This window comes from Paraferrimonas sp. SM1919, from assembly GCF_010993985.1.
Taxonomy (GTDB): domain Bacteria; phylum Pseudomonadota; class Gammaproteobacteria; order Enterobacterales; family Shewanellaceae; genus SM1919.
In genome coordinates this window covers 109,043-134,769 of the sequence record NZ_WINH01000001.1, presented here as the reverse complement: position 1 = coordinate 134,769, position 25,727 = coordinate 109,043, and the positions used below count along the sequence as shown (strand labels likewise).

General features: G+C 42.0%; 19 protein-coding genes. 11 read left to right on the top strand and 8 right to left on the bottom strand.

The window, feature by feature from the left end:
* Positions 1-15 precede the first annotated feature (15 nt).
* Both GFB48_RS00585 and GFB48_RS00580 read right to left on the bottom strand, forming a co-directional pair.
* Entirely contained in the window at positions 16-5,157 is a 5,142-nt protein-coding gene (locus GFB48_RS00585) for a polysaccharide lyase family 8 super-sandwich domain-containing protein (RefSeq protein ID WP_163930116.1), read from the bottom strand.
* A gap of 392 nt (positions 5,158-5,549) precedes the next feature.
* On the bottom strand, positions 5,550-6,005 hold the full coding sequence (locus tag GFB48_RS00580; RefSeq protein WP_163930114.1) for a hypothetical protein: 456 nt from the start codon (positions 6,003-6,005) through the stop codon (positions 5,550-5,552).
* A gap of 142 nt (positions 6,006-6,147) precedes the next feature.
* Between GFB48_RS00580 and GFB48_RS00575 the strand changes: the two genes are divergently transcribed.
* The gene (locus GFB48_RS00575; protein WP_163930112.1) at positions 6,148-6,531 is read left to right on the top strand and encodes a hypothetical protein; all 384 of its coding nucleotides are present in this window, start codon (positions 6,148-6,150) and stop codon (positions 6,529-6,531) included.
* A gap of 89 nt (positions 6,532-6,620) precedes the next feature.
* Here GFB48_RS00575 and GFB48_RS00570 read toward each other — a convergent pair whose 3' ends face one another.
* The 5 genes from GFB48_RS00570 to GFB48_RS00550 all read right to left on the bottom strand — a co-directional run bounded on the left by GFB48_RS00570 (position 6,621) and on the right by GFB48_RS00550 (position 12,988).
* Positions 6,621-6,905: a hypothetical protein gene (locus GFB48_RS00570; protein ID WP_163930110.1), complete on the bottom strand. Its 285-nt coding sequence runs from the start codon at positions 6,903-6,905 to the stop codon at positions 6,621-6,623.
* A gap of 120 nt (positions 6,906-7,025) precedes the next feature.
* Complete coding sequence (locus GFB48_RS00565; protein WP_163930109.1) at positions 7,026-7,742, bottom strand: DUF6445 family protein; 717 nt, start codon at positions 7,740-7,742, stop codon at positions 7,026-7,028.
* 2 nt (positions 7,743-7,744) lie between these two features.
* Complete coding sequence (locus GFB48_RS00560) at positions 7,745-8,464, bottom strand: SapC family protein (RefSeq protein ID WP_163930106.1); 720 nt, start codon at positions 8,462-8,464, stop codon at positions 7,745-7,747.
* 21 nt (positions 8,465-8,485) lie between these two features.
* Positions 8,486-10,066, bottom strand: a complete 1,581-nt coding sequence (locus GFB48_RS00555) for a tryptophan halogenase family protein (protein WP_240464804.1) — start codon at positions 10,064-10,066, stop codon at positions 8,486-8,488.
* Between the two features lie 87 nt (positions 10,067-10,153).
* Positions 10,154-12,988, bottom strand: coding sequence for a TonB-dependent receptor (locus GFB48_RS00550; protein WP_240464808.1), 2,835 nt, complete (start codon positions 12,986-12,988; stop codon positions 10,154-10,156).
* Between the two features lie 811 nt (positions 12,989-13,799).
* Here GFB48_RS00550 and GFB48_RS00545 point away from each other — a divergent pair.
* The 3 genes from GFB48_RS00545 (at position 13,800) to GFB48_RS00535 (ending at position 15,962) form a co-directional block, all read left to right on the top strand.
* On the top strand, positions 13,800-14,375 hold the full coding sequence (locus GFB48_RS00545) for an RNA polymerase sigma factor (RefSeq protein ID WP_163930100.1): 576 nt from the start codon (positions 13,800-13,802) through the stop codon (positions 14,373-14,375).
* The gene (locus GFB48_RS00540) at positions 14,368-15,435 is read left to right on the top strand and encodes a FecR family protein (RefSeq protein WP_163930098.1); all 1,068 of its coding nucleotides are present in this window, start codon (positions 14,368-14,370) and stop codon (positions 15,433-15,435) included. Before GFB48_RS00545 ends, GFB48_RS00540 begins: the two co-directional genes overlap by 8 nt.
* Before the next feature lie 173 nt (positions 15,436-15,608).
* Positions 15,609-15,962, top strand: a complete 354-nt coding sequence (locus GFB48_RS00535) for a rhodanese-like domain-containing protein (RefSeq protein WP_163930096.1) — start codon at positions 15,609-15,611, stop codon at positions 15,960-15,962.
* Between the two features lie 34 nt (positions 15,963-15,996).
* On the opposite strand, the gene GFB48_RS00530 is transcribed toward GFB48_RS00535, so the two are convergent.
* Entirely contained in the window at positions 15,997-17,100 is a 1,104-nt protein-coding gene (locus GFB48_RS00530; RefSeq protein ID WP_163930094.1) for a site-2 protease family protein, read from the bottom strand.
* Positions 17,101-17,248: 148 nt separating this feature from the next.
* Between GFB48_RS00530 and GFB48_RS00525 the strand changes: the two genes are divergently transcribed.
* The 7 genes from GFB48_RS00525 (at position 17,249) to GFB48_RS00495 (ending at position 25,713) form a co-directional block, all read left to right on the top strand.
* Entirely contained in the window at positions 17,249-18,217 is a 969-nt protein-coding gene (locus tag GFB48_RS00525; protein WP_163930091.1) for an MBL fold metallo-hydrolase, read from the top strand.
* Positions 18,218-18,236: 19 nt separating this feature from the next.
* Positions 18,237-18,995 carry a hypothetical protein gene (locus GFB48_RS00520; protein ID WP_163930089.1) on the top strand — a complete coding sequence of 253 codons (759 nt, stop codon included), beginning with the start codon at positions 18,237-18,239 and terminating at the stop codon, positions 18,993-18,995.
* A 24-nt stretch (positions 18,996-19,019) separates the two neighbouring features.
* Positions 19,020-19,898, top strand: coding sequence for a LysR family transcriptional regulator (locus GFB48_RS00515; protein ID WP_163930087.1), 879 nt, complete (start codon positions 19,020-19,022; stop codon positions 19,896-19,898).
* Between the two features lie 38 nt (positions 19,899-19,936).
* Complete coding sequence (locus GFB48_RS00510) at positions 19,937-21,472, top strand: glutamate synthase-related protein (RefSeq protein ID WP_163930085.1); 1,536 nt, start codon at positions 19,937-19,939, stop codon at positions 21,470-21,472.
* A gap of 118 nt (positions 21,473-21,590) precedes the next feature.
* Positions 21,591-24,107, top strand: a complete 2,517-nt coding sequence (locus GFB48_RS00505; protein WP_163930083.1) for a TonB-dependent receptor — start codon at positions 21,591-21,593, stop codon at positions 24,105-24,107.
* 155 nt (positions 24,108-24,262) lie between these two features.
* Entirely contained in the window at positions 24,263-25,180 is a 918-nt protein-coding gene (locus GFB48_RS00500) for a LysR family transcriptional regulator (protein ID WP_163930081.1), read from the top strand.
* Positions 25,181-25,272: 92 nt separating this feature from the next.
* Entirely contained in the window at positions 25,273-25,713 is a 441-nt protein-coding gene (locus GFB48_RS00495) for a nuclear transport factor 2 family protein (RefSeq protein WP_163930079.1), read from the top strand.
* Positions 25,714-25,727 lie beyond the last annotated feature (14 nt).

Below are 25,727 nucleotides of genomic sequence, written 5' to 3'. Positions count from 1 at the left end.
CTTGCTAATGTTAATTTATTGCTTAGATACAGTTACACTCGCGGGCATACCAACAAATAAGTTGTGTTTGCCTTGGTAATCATCGGCATTATTACTATCAGGCAGTTTGAATACCAGCTCACTGGTATTGTTACTACTGAACACCTCAACTTGTTGGGAATCGATGGCTTTTACATCAAAACCTTGAGTAAGGTAATGATATAAGCCAGCTTGCAAACTTTGATTGATTGTCACGGTAATTTCGTTGTCAGTGGTCAAAGTAAGGTGTTCAGCTTTACTGCTGGATGTTGCATTTTCGTCAAAATGCGCCAGAGGATCGCTCACCGTAATATTCCAGCTATTGCTGCCATCATCAATCATTTGCACTAACGCTGGTTTATCTGCAGACACCGTTAACCCATTTTTAAAACTGATACTCGCGGCTTCCCTGAAGACCATTTGCACCACTTTGGTTTGAGTGTCAGGGTGGGTGAACGCAACCGCTTCATATTTACCCGATAAGTCTTGCTTGATGTCTAAGTCATTAAACAGCATCGCCGCTTTTGCAGGCATTTGCTCAGATGAAACAAAAGGCAAAGTAACATAGGCATAGTGGCTGTAGTCGCCAGAACCATTAGGATCGGTATTGTGCTGGATCGCAATCAATAATGGATTTAGGCGGCTGTTATTTTCACCGGCTTGAATACTGCTATCGGTATCAGGCACATTGTCACCAGAGCGTAGATAGGTTCTTACTTTTTGCCCATGCTGAGGAAGCACCACATAGCCTTTATTACCTTGATGGAACCACATTACTTGTTCGGCTGCGGTTAAGCTGGTGTCTGAACTTGGGCTACTTGAAAGGGTTGTACTGACTGTTTTGTTTTTAACTCCATTATTACCAACGCTCGCACCCTGACCAGGGTTATAGGTTAGGCTATCCTGCCAATGCACTTGGTCAATCACAGTCACAATGGGGCTATTGCTGCCATTATCACTTAAGTCATCTCTAACTCGTTTAATGTTGTTACCTAATGCGACCACGAAGTCATCAAACATAAAGTACGATTTATTCGCCGAAACAGTGGTGTAGCTATTTTCGCTGGCATATTTAAATGATGCCATCGAGTAGCATTTGATATTAGATTCTTCATCGCAATCATTACTCAGGACTGAAGCGAATGGTTCGTTACTGAAAAGTTTTTCGGCAGACTGAAGTGGCAGCGAATCTTTGCGCCAAGCTTCAGTGATGCCTGGAAGTAGGTGCCAATCCCAGTCATAACGAATGGCATCATAATCATTGCCACTGGTTTTCACTTGCAGTACGCCTCGACCATTCATAAAGCCATATTGTGATTCTGGACTAAAGCCCTCTGCGCCTCGGGTCCTCCTAGATTCCATTTTGACTGATGCAAACCACTCTTTATTGGATAAAGAGCTTTGGTCATAACTTTGCTTGCGGTGTACTAAATAGTCATTGACCCAAAATGCTTTACTGCCAAGCTTTTCAAAGTCATTGTTTTGATAACGATTGGTGAGCTGTTGCAGTGCTTGTTGCTTATTGCTATCCACGCCTGTTGGTGAGTGTTCGATCAGGTAATTACTGTCATTCACTAACTTTTTAGTGCCAAAGATATTCAAATCATCAGAATTGTGACTGCGTCCCACAGCTTGAAAATCAATCGCATTATCAAAAATGAGCCAAGGCATGGTTTTGACTAAAACCTCTGCTGAAAAGTCAAAGCTAGCAGGCGTTACTTGATAATGACTGCCATTGAGATAACTGGCAACATGGATGGTTTCATCAACTAACCACTCATAGCCATAGGCAAACATGGCTAAGTCTTGACGAGAGCCCACATGATGGCTCATGGTGCCGTCTGGATTTAAGCCAGATTGACCGTACTTGTGGGTTCTAATGCCATTAGTGTCAATCCATGTTTTAAGGTCATAGAAGCTACCCTGAGGGTACCAGCCTGGTAAAATGGTGGTATTGTTTGAAGCCCAACCTAAGCCAGGTTGGTTGCCTTCGTAATCAGGGTACCAAATTGGGTTGTAAGTAATAGGGCGGTTGTAATCTTGTAAAAATGCAGTAGTAGCGGCCCAAGTTCTTAGTCGATGGCCTCGGTTAGCATCGGCCCACATACCCGGTGAGTTGGCTAAATCGTTTTTGTGGAAGAACCGAATCTCATCAATGTCGACTTGCTGAATTGGCATGTCAAAACTGACTTGGGTCAGGAAGTCCGCTGCCTTTTGGTATACCCGAGTGGCTAATGCATCACCACGGTTGCGATCTTGATAAATATCATCAGCTAATAGGATAAGGGCACCTGAAATTGGGTCGGTAAAATTCCAAGCATGGGTTCTGTCATTAAACTCGACCCCTTGAAAATCCCCAAAGTCGCTACTAGGGAACTTATCAAGCCAAACGTCTAAGGTGTTAAGCAAAGTGGTCTTAAGTTGGCTACGCTCACTGCCAGAATTGAGCTCAGGCAAGGTTGCGTAGGCCGTTGCTAGACCTGCAATGTGTAAGGCAGATTGTTGCAGTTCGTCAGCCAGAACGGAACGACCCACAATATACTGACCATAGCTCGCTAAACTTGATTCGTCATTATATTCATAAAAGCCCATTGCTAAGCTGCTGTCCGCTTGCCAACCAGAAGCCGTAGAATGATATTTGTAATCAACTTGATAGCTATTTTGGCTGAGCACATTTATTTGGTTAGAAACAAAAGAGTAATCGTATTCACGGCCGCTATTCATACGATAAGAATCAAGGACATATTGTTTAATTTGGCCGTTAAACTGTTGCCAAGCAGTGGTATCTAGTGCCTCAACGTAGGTTTCTACTTGAGCAATAACATCGCTGCCATCATGCAGTTGAATCTCGACGATGTGCAGCGCATCCCAATCACTAGCATGTCCGGCCTTTAAAGACAACTCACCAAACAGCCTGCCATGGTGATCCCTTATATTTTTGATTTCAAATAGATCACTCAAATCTCGTGATAATGTAAAGTGAAGATTAGCCTCTACAGCAGTTGCAGGTGCGAAACGGTTATCGACAAGTTGAATGCGGCCAATCACTTTTTCTTGGTTGGCAATTTTAGTATTGATTTCAAAACGTTCAAACAGCAACCTGTCTTGATTAAAGCTACTATTGAGTAAACGGTCATCATGATTATCATCGTTATCGCCAATGCCATCGCCATCACTGTCGCGATAGTTATTGCTGTCGTTAGGTAACTCATCAAGTCTGAGATTTGAATCGAGCTGACATTGATGGTCACAAGCAGAGTTCCAAGCATCTGGGTAACCATCGCCATCACTATCAACACTTGCCCCAAGGTGATTTGGGAAAGCGTCGCTATTATCGCCAATGCCATCCCCATCGCTATCTTGCCACTCATTTGGGTCATTAGGGAAATCGTCAAGTGCGTCTGAAACACCATCAGCATCGCTGTCGATTCTAGGGCTGAGTTCCAATGAGTTGATTGATCCGCTATTGGCATCATCAATCGTTAAGCGAATGATTTGTTTACCAGCTTCTAAGTTAATGTCTTGAGTTACTGGTACCTTCTGATATTGGCGTTTATCAGCGATTAGCGGTATATAACCAAAAGAAGTGGTTTTGCCATTGGCGAATAATGAAAGCTTAACTTCGTTAGTGAGCTGGTTGCCACCGACTTCAGCTGTTAATCCGTAAACTCCAGAAGTCGCAACATCGATTTCATATTCAAGCCATTCCCCATCAGCTAAATAGCCCAAGCCAAAAGAAGGGCGACCATCATTGTCTAAATAATTATCAGAATGGATATCGACATCGGTATCTAGTCGATGTTGGCCACTTAAATTAGTAAGAGTGCTGTCGTAATAGGCATTACCATTAGCCCCCACTCTAAAGTGCTCAGCTTGGATAATTCCGGGAACTGAGATGACGGGTGCTTGCCATAAATCGGGTAATAATGGATAGATATCAGCATTATCACCAACACCGTCAGCATCAGTATCTTGCCATTCTGTAGGATCATTTGGGAAGGCGTCTAAACTGAGGCCGGTTGTTGAATCTTGCTCGCTGTAACCGCTGTTCCAGGCGTCAGGGTAGCCATCATTATCACTGTCTTTGCTAGCAGCGATATCATTAACAAAAGCATCGACACTGTCACCTACGCCATCGCCATCGGTATCTTTGGCAATGATGAATTCGATGTCTGTTAGACGAAAGTTGCCGGTATCAAAGCGAAGCTTTAATTTTTGGCGACCTTGCTTAAGGGTGATCCCTGACATTAAATAAGGGTCAAACTGGTAAGCCCCAGCGCCATTAGTATTAAATACCATGACGGCCAGTGTTTGGTCGCTCTCGTCCAGCAAAGTAAACTGTAAATCTGAAGTGGCATTAGAGCCTACGGTAAAAATGGCATCAAAAGCACCAGCATGTTTAGCGGTGACATCAAAGATGAGGTGTTCACCAGCAGCTGGCCAGCCAATATGCGGTTCGCCATAATGCATTTTAATATCGACATCATCATTACGATAAGCACCACCGGCATTGCCTGCGGTGGTATCGTAGTAGTCACTATAGTCTGCCGCTAAAAATTTACCCGGTATTTGGGCGTAATTGACATGGCTTGATCCCGGGCCAAAAGCAATGTCTTGAGCTTGGGCGGCTTCAACAAGGGTTAAGCTGAATCGATTTAGAGATAAACTGCCACTGTTTAGTCGAAACTGTAAAGTCACGTTTCCAGAAGGTAGCCATATATCAGATAAAGTTTCAGTTTGAAATTGTCGAACGTCAGCAATATTGGGAGTATATTCAATGGTGCCTAGGTGACTACCATCGGTTAAGTAAACATCAAAAGCCATACTTTCAATTTTGCTTCCCCCAACCAATGCATCAAGCTGATATTTACCTGCGGTTTCTATATTTATGGTGTAATTTAAGTATTCACCAACCGCTGTCCAGCCTATGCTGTAACCGTCTGCACCATCTCCTCTGATATCGACATCATCGCTACGGTATTTACTGCCACTGTTTCCTGTGGTGCTATCAAAATATCCTACGGTTTGGCCACCATTATCGTAGTCTTCAAACTCAACCTGGTAATTGCCAGCATAGCCATAGCAAGAGATAAGGCTAACTAAAGCTGCAAAGGTTTTATTGTACTTATATGTACCCATATTAATTTACCCTTAAAGGTTATAACTATTGGTTTCAAAGAAATATGGCGACTAATTGATACCTTTGAATAAATAAAATGAGCCGTTGGTTTTTATTGTGTTTTTTTGCTCTAGTGTTGGTGTATCACTCTGTTGTGTTGTTGTTTGTGAGTGTTATGAGCTGTTTTTGGTGGTGAGTTCGGGTGATTGGTTGTTGTGGGGCTTGCGAGGATTCTGAATATAGCCTTACAGTGTTTGAGTTATACTTTTAACGGTGAATGCGAGGACAGCACACCATGCGTCAATGGGTCATGCTAATTAAGATGATGGTAGATACTTTTATGCTGAATGTGAGCCGTTTAAATAGTAGCTGTGCCAGCTCATAAGAGCTGGCTTTTATGTCACAGCCAATATCAGCCACGGTTGCAACTGGTGCGATTACCGTCTTGTTCTTTTAGTACCAGCTCATTTTTAGTTAACGCCAAAATTTCAGCTTTATTTTTCATTAACCCATCACCTTGAAAGCGATTGTTATCTTCAGGGGTGAAGCCATAGGCAATATTTAAGCGAGTTTTATTGGGTTTATAGTCTTCAACTAAAAAGCCATTAAGGATCTTCCAGTTACCCTCGACATCTAAACTAAGACCAAAAGCCCCTTTGCCATGCATACCAGGGTAAACAAAGTCAAAGCTGCCAGTCATAGTATGATCACTACGATAACTAAGATGAGCGGTATCTTTAAAACCCATAATATCGTAGCGACACTGCCAATCTCCCAGCAACAGTTGATCCGAATCACTCTCTTGGGCACTTATCATTGTCGATGTGGTAATGATAAGTGCCGTTATGAAATGCGCGGTTATTTTCATTTTAAGCCCTTTGATTTAATTTAAATTAAACTAAGTCTATGTAATTTCTTAAATAATGCCAGTTTATCGATAAAAGGGTTATTGCCAGACAGACTTTCAGTGATTATGGTTAAGCAACATGGTTATGTATGTAGATTAAAAAATGAAAAAGATACTGATAATTTTAATAAGTGCTGTCATCGCAACTCAAGCAAAGGCATTTGAATGGAGCGCTCAGGATTACTTGAAAAACTGTCAATTAAATAACAGTAATCAGGCCCAACAAAAGTACTGTGTTGGCGCACTTAAAGGCGCATTTACTGGCTTGATGGTTTCGAGAACGCTGACCGCTTCAGGCCCAAAAGCGTTAGCCTGTTTATCATCTGAAGAGGGCAATAAATCTTTTGAACAGATCCAGCAGCAGGTGCTAGTACAAATGCAATCTAAAGCAGACAAAGGAGTATTAAGCGCCAAACCAAGCTCGGCAGAAACCACACTGGTACTTATGTTATTAGAGCAATATTCTTGTCTGAACCCTAATCATTAGGGGCGGTAGCACCTTACTATAGAAAAGCGCTGTCCGGGACAAGCAGTGGGGCAGCGCTTTAAGCTTTTAGTGTGCTTAGATGTATTCGCTTAGAAGTCTTCTAATACGTCATCATCAATCCACATGGTGTCGCCCATGTAGTGGATACCCGAAACCTCAACACCTTCACTCACTACCTGCACGCTGGTGCCTTCATCAATTTCAACACACTCTTCATCGAGTAACGCCGCTACACGGTATGTGTCTGACATCGCTTTAGCTTCATTTATGGCCTGAACGGTTTCAGGCATTAAGCAGGCATAAGCGTCTTTATCAACCACTTCGGCAAAACTATTAAAAGATAATACAGTAAGCAGCAATGTTAGCTTTTTCATGGGGATCTCCGTTTAATTCTCAAGGCGATGCTACGAGCTTAGGAAATCCCAGGGAAGTAATTTACGTTAACCAAAATTTTACTTCCTAAATGTTAATTTTGAGTGCAGTTAATATTCACCTCAAACCATTTCGATAAAACTGCTGGTAGTGAGTCTACCTGTTAGTGGGCTTGCGGATAGCCCGGTCTTAGCTTGAATGTCGCCAGAGTGCAAACAGTTACTTGGGTAGATGATGAGACGGTTGGGCGTCGCAGCGATAGTTGCAGTGCACTCAAACAATTCATTACTACCGTTGATGTAGCTAGGATTAAGGTGCAATCTATGTTGGACCGCTTGCTGTTTGAGTTGCTTTGAATATTGCTCTAGACGAGGCTCTGAAATCCGCTCGAAGCCAGTTTGCCTATGCCGATAAAAAGAGGTTCCCCCATGCTCTGGCTCACAGAGGTAATGCACTATAGCAAGTTGATTGTTAGCAGTGGTATCAAAATGCGGCACAGTTTGGATTGGTCGCAACTGATGTGGCTGGGTGGTGGCAATGGAAAATGCCGATAATAATAGGTTAGAGGTTGTGCAATTGCTTAAGTTGAAGCTGGTTTGCAATACAGGCAACAAATCTTCACATAGCTGCTGGATATAATTAGCCTGTATGGGTTTGCGTATTCCAGGATAAAAATCGTTACTCTGTGTCTGATATTCTGACCCTTGACCAGCGAGAGTTAACAACGAGTCATAATCCTCTACAGCATCATCAATAACAATCACCGGAACCCGCTCTGTTCCTACATATTGCAACTGATGGCGCAATTGCGGGTTCAATTTAATGTCGTCAGCGTTCATGTTTATCCTAGGCGCTGATTTTGTTTATCAATCAGACGATACATTTGTCCAAGGGATGTGATCATGGTGTAGATCGGTTGCAATAACTCAGCCTTATGCAGTTCGTTAACTTTTGAATCTGGCAGTTTTGCTAGTTTATCTTGATCAATCGTGTACAGGCCATTAAGGCGAGTTTTACTGTTGTCGACAAAGGTAATCTCTAAAGAAAGTGGTTGGATCAATTGGGCTTCAAGCAATGCTTCCATCAAGTTTTTATTATCAATTTCACCTTGCAGCAATTGCCCAAGACATTGTTTTGCATTGCTCAGGTATGAACTTTCCTGCCCTCCATCAATGAATAACCTTTGTAATTGTTGTTGGTTATGGTGTTCAGAAACAATCATAGGGCTATCAATATTAATGCAAACGGCGAAATTCTCTTGACTGACTTGCTCGATAAAAAAAGGCTGACGTTGGATTTGTAAAGGCAGATATAAACCCTGCCATTGGCCATCACGGAAAAATAGGTTTTGCTTTTCAGCAAAGCCGAGTAATGCACTAAAGCCAAATTGTCCGGTATCGCCATCTTTAGTGATGACGATAGGGGATTGGCTGGCGATATTGATAAACTCCTGAACAACAATTGGCATTAAATGAACATCAGCCGCTGATAAATGCGCCAGAGTGGGATCGATTTTTAAGTGATGGTGAAAATCATAATTAACCTGAACTAAATGTGACATGAATTTTACTCTTTATTATGGTTAAAGGTTACTTAGACCGAATTGCTTGATGCTATCGATGAGTTGGCGATGATTAGGGAGCTTGCTTGCTTGCATGATCATTTGTTTATTTTTTTCGAATTGTCGTTCTGCAAAATCCCAGTTATCTAATAAATGAGGGGACGGTTGATGCATTTTTTCAAAGCCCATCCCATATAAAATATACTGGTAACTGGCCGCTGGAAAAACTTCATTATTACTTGTAAAGTCACAATCCGCTGGTGGCCTAAATTGCCATAACTCAAGAAGTTCTTGAAGGGACTCTGGGATGCTTTCAATTTTTCTATTGTCTGTCCAAAAGGCATTATCCGTGCGCTTACTGAGAATATAATGCAGCTTGAGGAAATCGATTATTTTTTGCCAACGATATAAAAAAGTCTCATTAAACCTTTTCGCAACAATATCCATACTGGAGCGAGTTGCTGGCAGTTGACTGCTAATCATCTCGGCGGACATTTCGACTAATACCAATGCGGAGGCCTCTAAAGGCTCTAAAAATCCCGCCGATAATCCCACCGCCACACAGTTTTTATGCCAAAACTTTTGTCGATGACCACTGACAATTGGAATTTTCTTTATTTGCAAGGAATTAGCATCTTGGTTGAGATAATTTGCTAATTGCTCAATGGCTCGAGCCTCGCTAGAGTGCCTACTGGAATAAACATAACCCACACCACGTCGTTGTTGTAAGCCAATATCCCAAATCCAGCCAGCTTCTTGAGCTGTTGAAATTGTATGGGATGCAATATCCTGCTGGTCATTGTCATAGGGAACTTGCACAGCTAGGGCAGTATCGATAAATAACACATCAGAGCAAGATTTGAAGCCAATATTAAAATGCTTGCCTAATAGCAGTGATTTAAAACCACTACAATCAACAAATAAATCACCGAAAATATTACCATTGTTAGCAGTAGCAACGGAGGCAATATCGCCATTTTCGGCTGCATTAACATCTAACACATCGTCTAATATATGGGTAACCCCAAGTTTTTCAGTGCAATGCTGTTGTAAGAAACTGGTGAATTTTGCGGAATCGAGGTGATAGGCGTAATTGGCAATGGCATCATATTCCGGTGTACGAATTGTTTTCGGCCCTAAACCTAATTCACATATGGCCTCTTGATAGCAAACTTGTTGAGAAAAAGAATCAGATTGGCCGTTGCTGTTTTTTTGCATCGCCATGCGATTTTTCTCAATCCAATAAGAGGCGATGTCCCCTTGTGTGAACCCTTGGGGTAATACCAACGGGTGGTAATAGAAATCAGCATTGCTGCCATCAACCCATTTTGCAAATTTGGCACCTTGTTTAAAGGTCACATTACAATGGCGGATAAATTCAGTTTCACTGATGCCTAAGGCAATTAAGGTACTACGCATCGTCGGCCAAGTGCCTTCACCGACACCAATTGGAGCAATATTAGGGGATTCCACCAATATTACTTTGACCCCTGTTTTGTGTTTTGCCGCGATACGTCCAGCGGTTAACCAACCCGCATTACCGCCACCGACAATTACTATAGTGTTGACCTGTTGTTTTTTATTTTTATTGTTTGCAATCACGACTTTATACTCACGACAATAGAGGCAGTGTGATGCCATCACAGGTTATAATTGAGTTAACCTGTGATGGCATTAGCAGTTTCCTATTTAAAATGAACCGCGTATACCAACAGCAAAGCGACGTCCGCTGTCTTCAATCAATAGCAAATGATTGTCAAAGCGACCGCGTTTATGGATATACTCTTTAGTTAAGTTAATACCTTCAAAGAATATTGAGATGTTGTCATTGAAGCTATAGCTACCACTGGCATCTAACTGCGCATAATCCTCAACAATTGTCACTCCATCACCGTTAGTTTGGGTTAATGACTGAACAAATTGATCACGCCAGTTGTAGGCTAAACGTAATTGAATCGGACCATTTTCATAGAATCCAACTAAGTTGTATGAATCACTAAGGCCTGTAAGCGCAAACTTCTGAGTGATATCCGCTGCATCCAGATCGGCATTACTGTCAGCAAGCGTGGCGTTGGCAATAAAGCCAAAGCCAGAATCAAAAGTATGTTGTGCCGCTAATTCCCAGCCTGAAACAACCGCAGATTCACTGTTATTAGGCAGAGTATTAGTAAACACAGCAATACCATCAGCGGCATCTGGATTATCAGCATCGTTACCGGTAGAAGGGTCTGTTAACTGACCACCATTAGCCAAATCGAAGGTTAAACTTTCAGTCGAATTGATAATAAAGTTAGCCACATTCTTTCTGAAATAACCTGCAGAAAGGTAGCTGGCTTGACTGTAGTACCACTCAACAGACAAATCTAAGTTATCAGAAGTGAATGGCTCCAGTTCAGGGTTACCAGAGCTAGACGTTAAGTTACCACCTTGACGGGTTGTACCAATCACGGTCACTGGTGACATACTATCGAGTGTTGGACGGGTAATGGTTCTCGACGCGGCAACCCTAGCTACAAGATCTTCACTGATTTCAAGATTAACACTGAAGTTTGGTAATATCGCTTCATAATCTGAACTCTTGGTGATCCCCTGTGCTGCGCCATAGCTGGCTAACATCTCGGTTTTATCAAGAATGGTTAGCGCACTAACAGGTTCATCTGTACCTTTAACATCAACATTAGTTCGCTCATAACGAACCCCTGCAATTGCGGTGAGTGGCATAGAAGCTAATTGAACATCAAATTCAAACTCACTGTACAAAGAGAAGGTTTTTTCAGCAATTTCAAAAGACTTATTACGTTTTACTGCATCAAAAGACATCGGATTGCCACTAGCAGCAGCTTCTGCTTCTAGAAAAGCAAAGTTCGCTTCACCATCATGGGCTAACCAAGCGGTTGGCATACGACCACTTCCGCTCACACCGCTGAGAAAATCACTGCCAGCATCAAATACATATTGGTCAAATGCTGACATATCAGGCATATCTGGATAACCACAGTAGACACAGTGTAAACCAGCCCCTTCATTATCCCAGCGATCTAGGTTTTTTCGCTCGGAAGAATACGCTGCGCCAAATTTAACCGCCGCTAGGCCACTGTTACCATCGTCTATCCAAGTATTGTCCCAACGTAATTGGTCAATTTTGTCTTCAACGGCCCAACCACGGCGCAACATTACATGGGCACGACTATTGTTAGGATCTAGATGATCGGAAACACCTGCTGGGGTCACATTGGGATCATAGGCAACGCCATCGAGTTCCTGTTGGCCACTATAAATATTTGGGTTAGCTTCGGCAAAGTCGCTAGCGTAAGGCAAGATGTTATCGTCGACTTGGAAGCGAACACGGTTAGCATAACCAATTAAAGATAATTGATTGCCACGGCCATTGTTTGCTAAGCGTTCCGCTTTAGACTGGCTGAGGTCAAAACTCATGTTAAGGTTAGGGTTAACGTCCCAACCAATATTCAAACCATAAGAACTAGTGTTAGTTAAACGGTCGAACTTTTTAGAATGCATGTCGGTGGCTAAACCAACTTCTTGGTAAAGGTCGATCACCGTGCCATTAGCATCGACGATGGCACCTGGTTCTACGTTAGGGGCAGTAAACCAGTGACCATAGGAAGTACTATCGGTTTCAACATCAAAATCCGAGTATAAAGCATCAGCGGTGATTTCAATATTATCGGCTGGAGCATACTGCATAACTAAATTAATGTTGTTGCGGGTACGCTGCTCTGTAGTAACCTTGTGGTCATAGTTACGAGGGGAGAAAATATTTCCGCTATAGGCATTGCCATCTTGGGTTTGTGGACTAGGGATGCCAACATTTTCTAACCAGCCATCTACCTGAGCTTGATTTAAGCGTGTTTCACGTTGTTGATGGGAAAGAGCCATCAACACCCCAAACTTATCATCATTAAAAGTATTACTGATTAACGCTGAAGCTTGAGGAGTGGTTTGTTCACTGTTTTGATCATAAATGCCTTTGATGCTACCAGCGACTTTAAAACCATTAATAGCAAATGGACGGGCAGTGGTAATATTTACGGTAGAGCCAATGCCTCCAGATTGCATCGTCGCAGTAGAGGTTTTATTGACATCTAAGCTACGCACCAATTCAGATGCTATGGTATCAAAACTGAATGCTCGACTTTGGTTTTCTGAAGCCATTTGGCGACCATTGACCAATACCGTGTTAAATTGAGGGCCAAAGCCACGAACGGTGATCAGTTGGCCTTCACCACCGGAACGGTCGATAGACACACCAGTAATACGTTGCAATGATTCGGCTAGGTTAGTATCGGGAAACTTGCCAATATCTTCAGCAGAAATGGAATCAACCACCCCGTTTGCTTCCCTTTTGGAGTCCATTGCTCGCCCTAATGAGCCTCTGATCCCTTTTACTTCGATAATTTCAGGTTTAGCTTCACTGCCCTCTTGAGCGCTCGATGGTGCAACAGCAACAGAACTTAGAACCGCTAAAACAGCTGTAGCTATTTTATTTTTGTTATATTTAGACATGTTATCTCTCTCAAAACTTGGATCTACCAAGATAGATAATTGCCCACTTTCACCAATATGAGCCTTGAGCCCGGTATTATCTAATAATTGATTAATACCTTGTTCAATACTGCTAGTACCAAATAACTCATTTGCTTGTTTCCCTTTCATAATATCAAATGAAAAAAGCAAGGTGATATTTGCTTGTTTAGCAAACTCAATTAGTGATAAGTCAGCTCTTTGTTTTGGTATATTGAAAGTAATTAATGCGGGCTTTTCTTCAGCCATCAACCAGCTTGATAAGCTATAGGTGATAAATAAACAAATACAACGATACCCAAACTTTCTACATCCCTGTGGTGAGCGATTAAGGCTCACACTTTTACCAGACGAATGAAAAAAACTTTTCCACCATGCATAGTTGATTTTTTTTAATCTTTTTTGAGAGAAAAACATTTTAGAGATGCCTTTGTAGCATTTTTTATAATTCTTAGTATTTGCATTAGGTTTGTGCTTGAGCATATTTAAGGTTTGAGCAGAAACCTAAGTACAAGATAAAACCATATAGTATAAGTTTGTTTAAACACAAGCACTTTACCATTAAAAGTGGATTCAAAGGGGAATGTGTACTTCTACGACATTAAGGTGTTGATTAACTGAATTTTTCTGGCAGAGTAAATTTAGATTTACTGTTGAAAACCTTATAAACAACTATAGATATGCTTGTTTTTGGTTATTTTCGTTTTTCTTATGGTGGAAATTTTTATTTTATTCGTCTCTTTTAAAGGACGTTATAAAGGACTTATAAAAAGAAAAATTAAAGTGAGGAATAATGTCTAAGGAAGCGTTATTAACTAAAGTTTATTTGGCTTCTATCAAAGGGATTTCTAGAGCAATATCTAGCATTGTCCCTCCACATGAGATAGAGGATATTGTACAAGAAACTTATGTTAGAATTTGTCAGGTTAAAAATAAAGATGACATTATTTCACCTAAATCATTTATGTATAAAACCGCTAAAAATCTAGCGCTAGACTATAAAAAGCAAGCAAGTGTTAGATTAATAGATGGTGGGACTGAAGTTGACAGCTTTTCGCTTAATGGGAGCAACCTTAATGTAGATGAAATGTACCAAAGAGCACTCACTAATAATGAATTTGAATTTTTTTGTGAAGCGGTTCGTCATTTACCAATACAGTGCAGAAAGGTGTTTGTATTGAAGAAGGTTTATGGATACTCGCAAAGAGAGATATCTAAAGAATTAAAAATTTCAGAAAGTACGGTAGAGAAGCATATCTCAGCAGGCATGAAAAGTTGTGTTAAGTACATGAGAAGCAGTCAACAACCTCCCTCTAGTGAGCAAACTGTAGTCAATGCTTCAAAAATTCGAGGAGGCAAAGGTGAGTAATATTTACCCGTTAAAGCCTGAGTTTACGACAGCAGAAGATGAGCAGCGACTAGAGATAGCCTGCCAATGGATAGCAAAAATTGATCGAGATCTGGATTCTGCAGATAATCTGCAGTTAGGTGAGTGGCTCGCAGCGGATCAGCAAAACGTTACGGTGTTTTTAGAGGTCGCGCAACTTTGGGATAAGATGGATGCATTGAGTCGATTATCAGCGATATTTCCAAAGGCACCTAAAACGCAGCCCCGATATCGTTTGGGGCTATCGTTAGCGGCATCACTTTTGATGGTAGTAAGCCTATTAGGTTATATCATGTGGCCAGCTGGACATGATAACCAGCAGCATTTGGTTTCGAGTCAACAAAACTATCAAACCACTGTAGGTGAGAGCCGCACGGTGAATTTGCAAGATACCAGCAAGATCACTTTGAACACTAATAGTTTTGTTCAGGTTACCTTTACTGAAAATGCACGCATGATCGAATTGCAGCGAGGGGAAATCCATATTGATGTGGCCCATGACGAGGAACGTCCGTTAAGTGTGATTGCCGCAGGTCAAGTGATACAAGCAGTTGGGACAGCTTTTAATGTTGAAGTAGGCAATGCCTCGGTAGAGCTGATTGTTACTGAAGGTAAGGTTTTAGTGGTTCCACAAACTGAGTTGGTTAACAACAGCGCCGCTACTCAAAAGCAAGAAGTTAATAGGCTCCCCAGCCACTCGTTAGCAATTTCTAAAGGCGAAAAAGTTAATTTAGACAACAGCCATCAGGCAAGCCAACAAGTCGTTAAAGTTGATGAGATGGATATTGCCGCAAGCTTATCTTGGCGAAGTGGTAACTTAATCTTTAGGGGAGAAACACTTGATCAAGCTGTGGCTGAAATCGGCCGTTATACGGATATTAAGTTTGAAGTTGTTGACCATGATAAGCTTAAAGATATCAGAGTAGCAGGGATGTTTAAAACTGGTGATGTTACGGGATTGCTTGATGTCTTAGCGACGAGTTTTGAGCTTCAATATGAAAGGGTTGGACAAGATAAAATTATTTTAAAAGCGGCAAGTTAAATCCTTATGTGAATGAGATTGCCCAATGTTGGTTAGCGATAGAGATGAATGAAACAAGGATGAAGGTCCCTGCCAGTCATTTGTTTAAGCTCACAGTGTGAATATTTTACATTAGATTTTTCTAATTTAGTGTGTATCATAGGCAATCATTCAATAGTAGAAGAAGTAACTTTATGTTTGAACAATATCTCCCTTTGATGCTTGTGGGCTTATTTATTGCTTATAGAATTTACAAATCTAAAAAAGCAAAAGCGTTACTGGCAAACCTAAATCCAAATGATATTCAGTTAGTTGATGTTCGCACTGAATCAGAGTTTGCCGCTATAAGTGCACCGAACTCATTAAACATCCCTGTACAAAGTTTGATGACGGGAAACACTAAAAGCCTTGATAAAAATAAGACCTTAGTGGTGTATTGTGCCTCGGGTATGCGCTCTGGCAGTGCCGTCATGTGGTTGAAAAAGCAGGGCTACAATGCCATTAATGTGGGGACGGTTGGTGCGGTGATCAAACACCTTAACCCCTAAATGAATAAAGGCGCCAATTGGCGCCTTTATTGTTTTAGCTTTGCAAAATTTTAAGCGGCAGTGCCAGGATTTCTGAGCCGCTTGAGGCTAAATGCATAATAATCCCTACAAATAAACCAACAATGGCAAAGTACCACACCGCTGAAAATATTTGCCCATATCTATCTAGCGGTAACAGGTGGCTTTGGTGACGTAGTTTCCATTCAAATACGATCTCTAATGAACCGATTAGCAGTAACAAGCCTAGCAAGGCTAAACCAAAGTGATAACTTATTAACACACCTGCCACTGCGCCTAACACACACATCACTAAACCGACGATAGAGTTCATGGAAAAGCTGATGCTTTTTAGAACATGGCCACCATCTAAGGGCAAAATGGGCAATAGGTTAAACAGGTTTAATAGTGCGTTGAAGGCGGCCACTCCCGCAAAGATTTCCATGCCAGTGACCCAATAGGCCACCAGAGCGGCAATGGATAACAGTAAGCCAAAACTCGGTCCCATAATGGCGATGACTACATCTTGCCAGCGGGTGTTGATTTTATCCTCAGTCACCGCCGCACCGCCCACAAAAGGGATCAGGTAAATGCCCTTGGTTTTCATGCCAAAGTACTTCATGGCTTTAATATGGCCATATTCGTGGAACACCAAACAAGCCAATAGCATTAGCGCAAACTCAAACGAGAACAGCCAGGAATAGGCCGCCATTGATGCCCCAGCCAATACTACTTTGATAACCTTAGCGCTTTTTAAAAGCTTAAAACCCAGCGATGCTAAACCCAGTACGCTAAAAGACTTTTTCTCTTCAATAGGGACGACTGGAACTTGCTGCTCGATGTCTTTGGTATTGCGGGAGCCTGATAGGATTTCTTCATCGTTTACCGTTAGCTGGTAATCAATCAAAAACGGCTGCCATTGCAAAGTGCTAGTAAGGTTCACTTGAATGGTTTTGGGCTCGGCACCCTCAACCTCTGGTTCCGTGGCTAGCATAAATTGGTGGCTTTTCTCACCTTCATAGTCGCTTGATGCGGGGATGACGCTAACTAAGTCATTACCCCAAAACAGTTGCTGCCAACCGGCCATAGAGCCTTCTAAGCGTAATGGCTTACCTAGGCAATCAATATTTAATAGTTCCATGGTTACTCTGTGATTGTTTTTTTGTCGAATTATACCCCTAAGCGTTTGCTGAGTCAGGCTTAGCTTAATAAAGCTCGCAGTATTTCCTAATTTTCATATTTATATTTTGGATTAGGCTTAGGGTAATCAAAATGACGAGGAATATGTTATGAAACTGCCTAAAATATTGACAATCATTGCTTTTTTTGGCTCAGCGATGGCTTGGTCACAAGAACCAGTTTGGGATGCAAATAAAGTAAAGTTGACCCATGAGCGGTTAGCCGATGGGGTGTATGCGGTATATTCAAAGGATGCTAAAACCTTAGAAGCAAAAGGTGCACCTGTTGCGACCAGTGGAGGCATTGTCGTTGGAGATAATGCCATGGTCATTATTGACACCATGCTAAATAAACGTCTCAACAAACAGTTGCAGGATATTGCCAATAAACAAGGCGGTAAGCATCAAATTTACGCCATTAACACCAGTTATCACGGGGATCACTCCTACGGCAACATGTATTTACCTCAAGGCAGTGTGATTATTCAACATGAAAATACTAAGCAGTATGTAGATAAGCACTTTAAAAAAGATACTGAGTTCATGATGTATAACTTTGGTAAAGGGCGTGGGATTGAGCAAATCAAGCCGACCACAGGAGATATTCTGGTGCAGCAGGGTGGTCAAATAACATTGGATATCGGCGGTAAACAGTTACAAGTTGTTGATTTTGGCTTTGCGCAAACTGGCGGTGACTTGTTTGTGTGGGAACCTAACTCAAAAGTAATGTGGACTGGTAATGCAATCGTCGCAGTTAAGCCTGCTTTACCTTGGTTGTTAGATGGCCACTTATTACAAACCTTAGATACCTTTAAGAGGCTGTATCAATTTTTACCTGCTGACGCTCGTATCGTTCCGGGACACGGCAGCGTGATGGGAAAAGAAGATCTACGTTGGCATATTGATTATTTGGAAGCCGTAAAACGGGAAGTAGGTAAGGCGATAAAAGATGGCTTGAGCTTAGAAGAGACGGTTAAGCGGGTACAGTTGCAGGAATTTTCTGGCTACGCCCTATTTGGTTGGGTTCATCCAGCCCTAAATATCCCAGCAGCCTATAATGACCTTAAAGCTACTAAGTAATTAACATTACTGCGAGTAAATGATGCGAACAGTATTATTAATATTGCTTACCCTAACTGGACAGGCATGGGCACAGCCATTGTTTTCTGACACTAATTTAAGTGTTCAATATGGCGATGGCTATAAGCAAGCGTTTGGTAACAACAAAGGCAGTAGTAGCACCGGCACCGTTGTTACCATTGAAAACATGGCCAGCTACCAATGGGGGAAGCACTTCTTATTTATTGATAGGTTTAGTGGCAGCAGCATCATTAATGACTTTACTTATGGTGAATTTGCTGTGGATTTTAGCTTATCGAACCTATTGGGGAGTCAACTTGAGGGAGATTGGCTCAAAGATGCTTATATAGTTAACCAGTGGGAAATGGCCACAGCAAGTAATAGTGATAATATCTTAACTGGAATAGGGGCTCGCTGGAAAGTAAGTACTAACGCCTTTGTTGATACTAACTTCTATCGACGATTTCAAGATAAAGCTGGCTTAAATAACCAAGATAATTGGCAGTTTACTGCGGTTTGGATGGTGCCATTTAAGGTGGGAGAGAGTCGTTTTGTGTTTAATGGGTTTATGGATTACGCCACCGCTTTTAATAATAATCTGGGCAGGCAAAGCGGTGTTTTCCATATCCAGCCCCAACTAAAGCTTGATCTAGGTCATTACATAGAAAAGTCAGGTACAGTATTTATTGGTTTAGAATTGGATATTTGGCGAAATAAATTTGCCCAAGCCGGTGTTAATGAAACGACGCCACAAATTAAGCTTCAAGTACATTTTTAAATAATGATAAAAGGAAATTAGTAGGTGAAAATAACCTTAGAGCAATGGCGAATGTTCCGTGCCGTTGCTGAAAATGGGGGCTTTAATCAAGCAGCGTCAGTGGTCTACAAAAGTGCTTCGAGCATATATCAATCCATACAAAAAATTGAAGCGCAGCTGGGAGTAGAACTGTTTGAGACAGAGGGTAGAAAGGTATCACTGACACCTTCAGGCAAGGTGATTTTAAGGCGAGCGGTGCATATCCTAGATGAAGCGAAGAAAATTGAAAGTATTTCATTAGGGTTGAAAAATAGCCCTAAAGAGACCTTAAGTATTGCCATTGATCAGGTTACGCCAAGGACGCTAGTAAATGGCTTAATGCATGCGTTAAATGAAACCAGACCCAATATAGATTTAGAGATTTTTGAAACCACCTTAAGCGGTACCTCAGAATTACTGGTGGCTTCTAAAGTGGATTTGGCGATAGGTGGCTTCCCTGTTGTCGATAGATATTTTGAGCCGTTATGTAAAGTAGAATTTGTTGCAGTGGCTGCAACTGAGCACCCATTATCTGGCGTTTCAGAGTTAGCAATCGAAGACTTAGTCGGTCACAGGCAGATCGTGGTACGAGATTCCCATAGTAGTGAAGAGCTTGATCATGGTTGGGTTGGAGCTGAACATAGGTGGAGTGTATCGAATATCAGCACTTCAATTAAGTTAATTAAGGCGGGGTTGGGGTACGCTTGGTTACCCAAAGAGCTGGTTCAGGCTGATTTTGATAATCATTCATTGCTAGCACTGCCCATATCTTCGATGGCGTCTAAATCGATTGAGTTAGGTTTAATGTTTACCAGTGAAGCCTGTTTAAGTGACAGTGCAAAACTGGCTAGAGAGATACTACACTCATTACAAGGAAAAACTTAGCAGACCTTATTACCCTTTAAATTAATTTAGGATGACCTATGACTAAGCCAACGATTGCCGATAATAAACCCATCAAAGTGGAGCTCACTAAGGGTGAAGAATATTACTTTTGCAACTGTGGTAAATCGAGTAACCAACCCTTCTGTGATGGCAGTCATGCTGGTTCAAGCTTTAAACCTAAGGCATTCACGGCAGAGGAGTCCGGGGACAGTTACCTGTGTCAATGCAAGCACTCTAACAACTTGCCTTTTTGCGATGGCAGCCATAAAGCCTTTTCCAATGAGCAAGTTGGCAAACAAGGCCCAGGCATAACCGCTAGCGTTGGCGATATTCCGGTAGCCACCGTCACCACCGAAGAACCTACGGTGACTTTTATTCATCAGCTGGCCAAAGAAGGTTTATCTAAACTTGGTCACCATGGGCCAATGACATCGATGGGCGTACCCCGTCATTTATTACCCCACTGGGATGATATTCAAATTATGGTGGCGCAAATGGCCACTAAGCCTCTAATGGAATATGTGGCAGTAAATACCGAATTAGTGATAGGCCCCAATGCTAAAAAGCCCCTTAAACTGCAGATCCCTTTGTTTGTCTCAGACATGAGTTTTGGGGCGCTATCTGAGGAAGCTAAGATCAGTCTTGCTAAAGGCGCAGAGCTTGCGGGGACAGGCATTTGTTCTGGTGAAGGGGGCATGCTGCCGGAAGAACAAGCGGCCAATAGTCGTTACTTCTATGAACTTGCCAGTGCCCAGTTTGGGTATGATGAGTCCAAATTAAAAAATGTGCAGGCGTTTCACTTTAAAGGGGGCCAAGGGGCGAAAACCGGCACAGGCGGCCATTTACCCGGCAATAAAAACATTGGCAAAATATCCCAGGTGCGTGGCATAGAGGAAGGTAAGCCAGCAATCTCGCCACCGACCTTTGCAGATCTCCATACCGCAGCCGACTTTAAAGCCTTTGCCGATAGGGTAAGGGAGGTTACAGGTGGTATCCCTATTGGCTTTAAACTCAGTGCCAACCATATAGAAGATGACATTCAATTTGCTTTGGATGCCAGCGCCGATTACATCATTTTAGATGGTCGTGGTGGTGGCACGGGCGCGGCGCCAGAGATGTTTAGGGATCATATCAGCGTACCAACCATTCCTGCCCTTGCTAGGGCGCGAGCCTACCTTGATAAAGTGGGCGCGAGTGGCGTTACCTTAATTATTACCGGCGGACTTAGGGTGCCGATGGATTTTGTTAAAGCGTTGGCATTAGGCGCAGATGGGGTGGCGGTGTCGAATTCTGCTATGCAGGCAATTGGCTGTGTGGCCGCGCGTATGTGTAACAGCAATAATTGCCCTGCGGGCATTGCCACCCAAAAACCAGAATTAAGGGCAAGGTTAAATATTGATAATTCAGCGACGCAACTGGCCAATTTTTTTAACGCCTCAACCGAACTGATGCAGGTGATGGCGCGCGCTTGTGGTCATGATGATTTAAGCCAATTTAACCCGCATGATTTAGCGACCTGGAACAAGCGGATGAGCGAACTTTCCGGGATTAAATTTTCTGGTCTATCGGGTTAATAATTGTTGCTTCACATATCGTTAACCTCATGTTGACTATTGGTTAACTGGAAAGGGTCATATTTTTTTAATAAAGCTGGCATAGTGGTTTTGTAGTCTAAAACGATAAGGAACAATAATGACCACTCGCAGTTTTAACAAAAAGCTTTTTAAGCTTTCATTATTAAATGTTGCCCTATTAACGGGTTTCAGCGCTCAAGCTGAGGAAGCAAAAGAAGACGCTAAAGGGTTAGAAGTTATTGAAGTAACCGCACAAAAGCGTGTACAACGTCTTCAAGATGTAGGCATGTCGGTAGATGCACTATCTCAAAACCAAATGAAAGATTTTGGTATTAATAGCGCATCAGACATTGTTAATACTATGACCAACGTCGAGTTAAATTCAGCGGGTGGTAACGGTAACAAGATTATTACCATTCGTGGTTTAGGCTTGAATGACTTTACCCTAAACTCTTCACCAACTGCGGCGGTACACGTGGATGAGGGCTATTTAGGCTCTAATGCGATGACGGGTTTTTCAGTATTCGATTTAGAGCGCGCTGAGGTGCTAAAAGGCCCACAGGGGACACTATTTGGCCAAAGCTCTACTGCGGGTGTGATTAACTTTATTACCAACAAGCCAACCGAAGACTTTGAAGGTTATGTCACCGCCACAGTGGGTAATTACCAAACTACTAACCTAGAAGGTGCGGTAGGTGGGGCCATTGTTGATGGTTTAAGAACTCGTCTTGCAGTTAAAGCTGAACGTTCGGGTGAAGGTCATCAAACCAATAATGCCCCAGATGCCACATTCGATAAAAATGGTAAAATTGATAAATTTGCTGCACGTCTTCAGTTAGGTTTTGAGCTAGGTAATACCGAGTTTTTATTAAAAGTCCATGGTGGTGCTGATAAGTCAGAGCCTTGGCTACCCCAAGCTGAAGGTATGATGACTTATGATCCTGATACAGATTCAAGTGTTGCTTGTGCTTCAGGCCAAGTGGGTCGACCAGATCCAAATGAATGTTTTGTTGATGGTCTTTTTGGTAATGCTTGGCAAGGCATTACTGACAACGATGGCGATGTGAATGCTGGTCGTTATAACTTTAAACCGGTTGCAGATGATGAGTTTATCGGTGGTTCAATTCGCATTGACCATGATTTTGGCTTTGCTAATTTCACTTCATTAACGACCACAGAGAAGTTCAACTACCGTCATAAAACCGATCTCGACGGCATTGGTAATGAAATCAATTTACAAGTCGTAGGCGATTTTCTAGATAGCATTTATACCGCTCCTATCGCAGATGGCGGCTTTGGTTTTGAAGAAGCCCCTTTACAACTGAATGATAATTGGCAAAACACCAGTATTATTAACCAGTACGAAGACTTTGAAATTAAGCAGTTTAATCAAGAGTTTCGTTTAACCTCACCAGGTGGCGAGCGTTTCAACTGGTTGGTAGGTGCTTACCTCTCTCAAGAAGATATCGTTAACAGCACGGGTTATGAAACTCCGCAATTTACTTTATTTGCGATGATGCCTTGGACTGAGGAATTAGCGGGTACAGGTCTTGAAGGGTATTGGGCAGATTTTACCGACCCAGATGGCGTGTTCTATCATGACTTTGACCAACAAAACAAAAGCTATGCGGTATTCGCTCAAACAGATTACGCCCTTATTGAAGACACTCTAAAGCTTAACTTTGGTTTACGTTACTCTAAAGATGAAAAAACCTTCAGTAATGAAACTTATGGTGTAGATGGTCAAGGCGTTCGTAAAGTTAAAATGACCCCTGAAGCTTTCATTGGTCAGCCGGATAACACAGAACGTCTACATCAGAGTGCAGACTTCTCTCACCTAGCTTGGAACGTCGGCTTAGACTACAACATTCACTCAGATTTAATGTTCTATACCCGTGTTGCTAACGGTTATAAATCTGGTGGCTTCCCTGGTGCATTGCCACTTGCGGATGTTGATTCTCTGCCATACAACAAAGAAACCATCATGTCTTACGAGGCAGGTCTAAAAGGTATTACTCTTGATAATACCCTACAATTCACCGCTGCAGCGTTTATGTATGACTATAAAGATATGCAAGGTGTGTATGCAACCGCAGAAGGCTTTGATGTGTTATCACGCATTGGCGATGCGAAGATCAGCGGTATTGAGCTTGATGGGGTTTATCAAATTATCGAAGGTCTGACGGTGCGCGGTGCGCTAGGTACCCTAAGCACTGAAATTACTAATGGTATTGATAATTATGCTGATACCTATGGCAATGCTGTAGATATTACGGGTAACAAGCTATCACATGCACCTGAACTCACAGCTAATGGTCATATCCGTTACGAAGCAGATATTACCGAGAATGTATACATGGCTGCACAGCTTGATGCTTCTTATAAGTCAGATTTCTACTTACGTTATGGTAACCACCCTTCAGATAAGTGGGACCAAAATACCACTATCATTGGTGCACGCTTAATGGTGGCGGATATGTATGACAAATGGAATGTGGCAATTTGGGGCCGTAATTTGACCAATGAAGTAGTGCCATCTTACCAAAGTTTCTCTCTAGCGAAGCCAGATCACTTTGTGTTCTATAACATGCCAAGAACTTTTGGTATTGACTTCACTTACCGTTTTGGTGAGTAAGGCATCAGTCAACAACCGTTAATCATTGTTAACGGTTGTGGTTGCCACTCTAATTTATATCTATTCGATTAACCCCATCAGGTGACTGGTGGGGTTTTTCTTTAGTTTCCCCTTTTGCTAATGTTGACAAAAGTCAAAGAGTTAAGGATTAGGGTATGTCTATCAAGGTTGATTCATTAAAGTCCCTGCGTGTATTTGCCATTAGTGCTAAAAAGCTGAGTTTTTCCCAAGCTGCTAATGAGTTGTTTTTAACTAATGCTGGTGTCACCAGACAAATTAAAGGCCTAGAGCAGAGGTTAGGAGTGAAGCTTTTTGAGCGTAATGGCAATGCAATACGTTTAACTTCGGCTGGAGAACAACTGCTACAAGAAATAGATAAACCCTTAGAAAGCATATTAGATTCACTTTCAACAGTGACCCAGTCCAATCAACAACTGTCCTTAAGAAAACTAAATATCTGTGTTTCTCGCTTTATTTCAGAGCCTTGGCTAGCCAGCCGGTTTGTCGATTTTTGCCAGAAGCATAGTGACATCCAGGTGCAAATTGAAAGTTTTGATAATCTTAAAAAAAGTCGTTTAGGGGATTACGATTTAGCGTTGTTTGACTCCACTTACCAACTTAATGGCGAAGATAATATCCAGACTTATTTAGAGTTGAATGAGTTTTTAGTTTGCTCTCCAGAAATTTATCAGCAATTTTTGAATCACCGCGATTTAAATCAATTGCCTCTGCTGCACTATGGTTCTAAAACGTTTTTAAAGCGTTGGCTATCTGGCTCAAATCAAAACCATGTGAATTGGCAAAAAGGGCTCGTGTTGACGGATTTTAGTATTCTCAAAGAGATGGTTTTTGCCGGTCAAGGCGTATGCTTAGGGGATTCCTTATCCTGTGGTCAGTATATTAAAGAAGGTAAAATGATTGCTCTGCCTCTTCAGTCGAGCGTTGCCCCAGATAAGGTGTTTTATTATCAAAATCCTAACAGCGACAATCAGCTCGGGATCCAGTATTTTAAACAATGGCTAGATACTAAAGTGGCAGAAGATTTAGCGTTAACATTGAATATTGCTGTTTAATGATTTGTTAAATTCAGATTGCTGAGTTTTCATTAGTGACTGGCACTTCTGTTTGTTACCTTGGTGATATTGACCATTACTAAGGAACTTGTGTGAATTACCCTTCAACAAAAGCAATCGCTCTAAAACTGATAGAGAACATCTCTAGTGAAGGGGCGATTGAAAACGATGCTGTCATCGAGTTAATGAGCGATGACGTCGTGATTGAAATGATCCCAGGGGCATCAGAAGCCTACCTGCCATTTAATGGTGTTTACCGTGGCCATGCCGGTGCCAGAACTTGGTTGGCACTTTTAGAAGAATATTTAATGGTAGAGCACATTGACCGTACTTACGTTTGCGAGGGCGAATATTGTTTTGCTTTCGGCAATGGCTTGTTCACCTATGCGGGCATGAAGGTACCATTTTCATTCAGTGAAGTGGTTAAAGTCGAACAAGGTAAAGTGACCTGGTACAAGGAATGGGTGGACTGCACCAAAATTGTCGAAATGGTCAAAGGCCGCCAATATCCAAAATCGACAACAAATAACTAATAAAAGGATTTATT

What these genes read in the sequence shown, in the direction of transcription:
- GFB48_RS00585 (WP_163930116.1), bottom strand. Translation starts at nt 5,157, where the DNA reads ATGGGTACATATAAGTACAATAAAACCTTTGCAGCTTTAGTTAGCCTT.
- GFB48_RS00580 (WP_163930114.1), bottom strand. Translation starts at nt 6,005, where the DNA reads ATGAAAATAACCGCGCATTTCATAACGGCACTTATCATTACCACATCG.
- GFB48_RS00575 (WP_163930112.1), top strand. Translation starts at nt 6,148, where the DNA reads ATGAAAAAGATACTGATAATTTTAATAAGTGCTGTCATCGCAACTCAA.
- GFB48_RS00570 (WP_163930110.1), bottom strand. Translation starts at nt 6,905, where the DNA reads ATGAAAAAGCTAACATTGCTGCTTACTGTATTATCTTTTAATAGTTTT.
- GFB48_RS00565 (WP_163930109.1), bottom strand. Translation starts at nt 7,742, where the DNA reads ATGAACGCTGACGACATTAAATTGAACCCGCAATTGCGCCATCAGTTG.
- GFB48_RS00560 (WP_163930106.1), bottom strand. Translation starts at nt 8,464, where the DNA reads ATGTCACATTTAGTTCAGGTTAATTATGATTTTCACCATCACTTAAAA.
- GFB48_RS00550 (WP_240464808.1), bottom strand. Translation starts at nt 12,988, where the DNA reads ATGTCTAAATATAACAAAAATAAAATAGCTACAGCTGTTTTAGCGGTT.
- GFB48_RS00545 (WP_163930100.1), top strand. Translation starts at nt 13,800, where the DNA reads ATGTCTAAGGAAGCGTTATTAACTAAAGTTTATTTGGCTTCTATCAAA.
- GFB48_RS00535 (WP_163930096.1), top strand. Translation starts at nt 15,609, where the DNA reads ATGTTTGAACAATATCTCCCTTTGATGCTTGTGGGCTTATTTATTGCT.
- GFB48_RS00530 (WP_163930094.1), bottom strand. Translation starts at nt 17,100, where the DNA reads ATGGAACTATTAAATATTGATTGCCTAGGTAAGCCATTACGCTTAGAA.
- GFB48_RS00525 (WP_163930091.1), top strand. Translation starts at nt 17,249, where the DNA reads ATGAAACTGCCTAAAATATTGACAATCATTGCTTTTTTTGGCTCAGCG.
- GFB48_RS00520 (WP_163930089.1), top strand. Translation starts at nt 18,237, where the DNA reads ATGATGCGAACAGTATTATTAATATTGCTTACCCTAACTGGACAGGCA.
- GFB48_RS00510 (WP_163930085.1), top strand. Translation starts at nt 19,937, where the DNA reads ATGACTAAGCCAACGATTGCCGATAATAAACCCATCAAAGTGGAGCTC.
- GFB48_RS00505 (WP_163930083.1), top strand. Translation starts at nt 21,591, where the DNA reads ATGACCACTCGCAGTTTTAACAAAAAGCTTTTTAAGCTTTCATTATTA.
- GFB48_RS00500 (WP_163930081.1), top strand. Translation starts at nt 24,263, where the DNA reads ATGTCTATCAAGGTTGATTCATTAAAGTCCCTGCGTGTATTTGCCATT.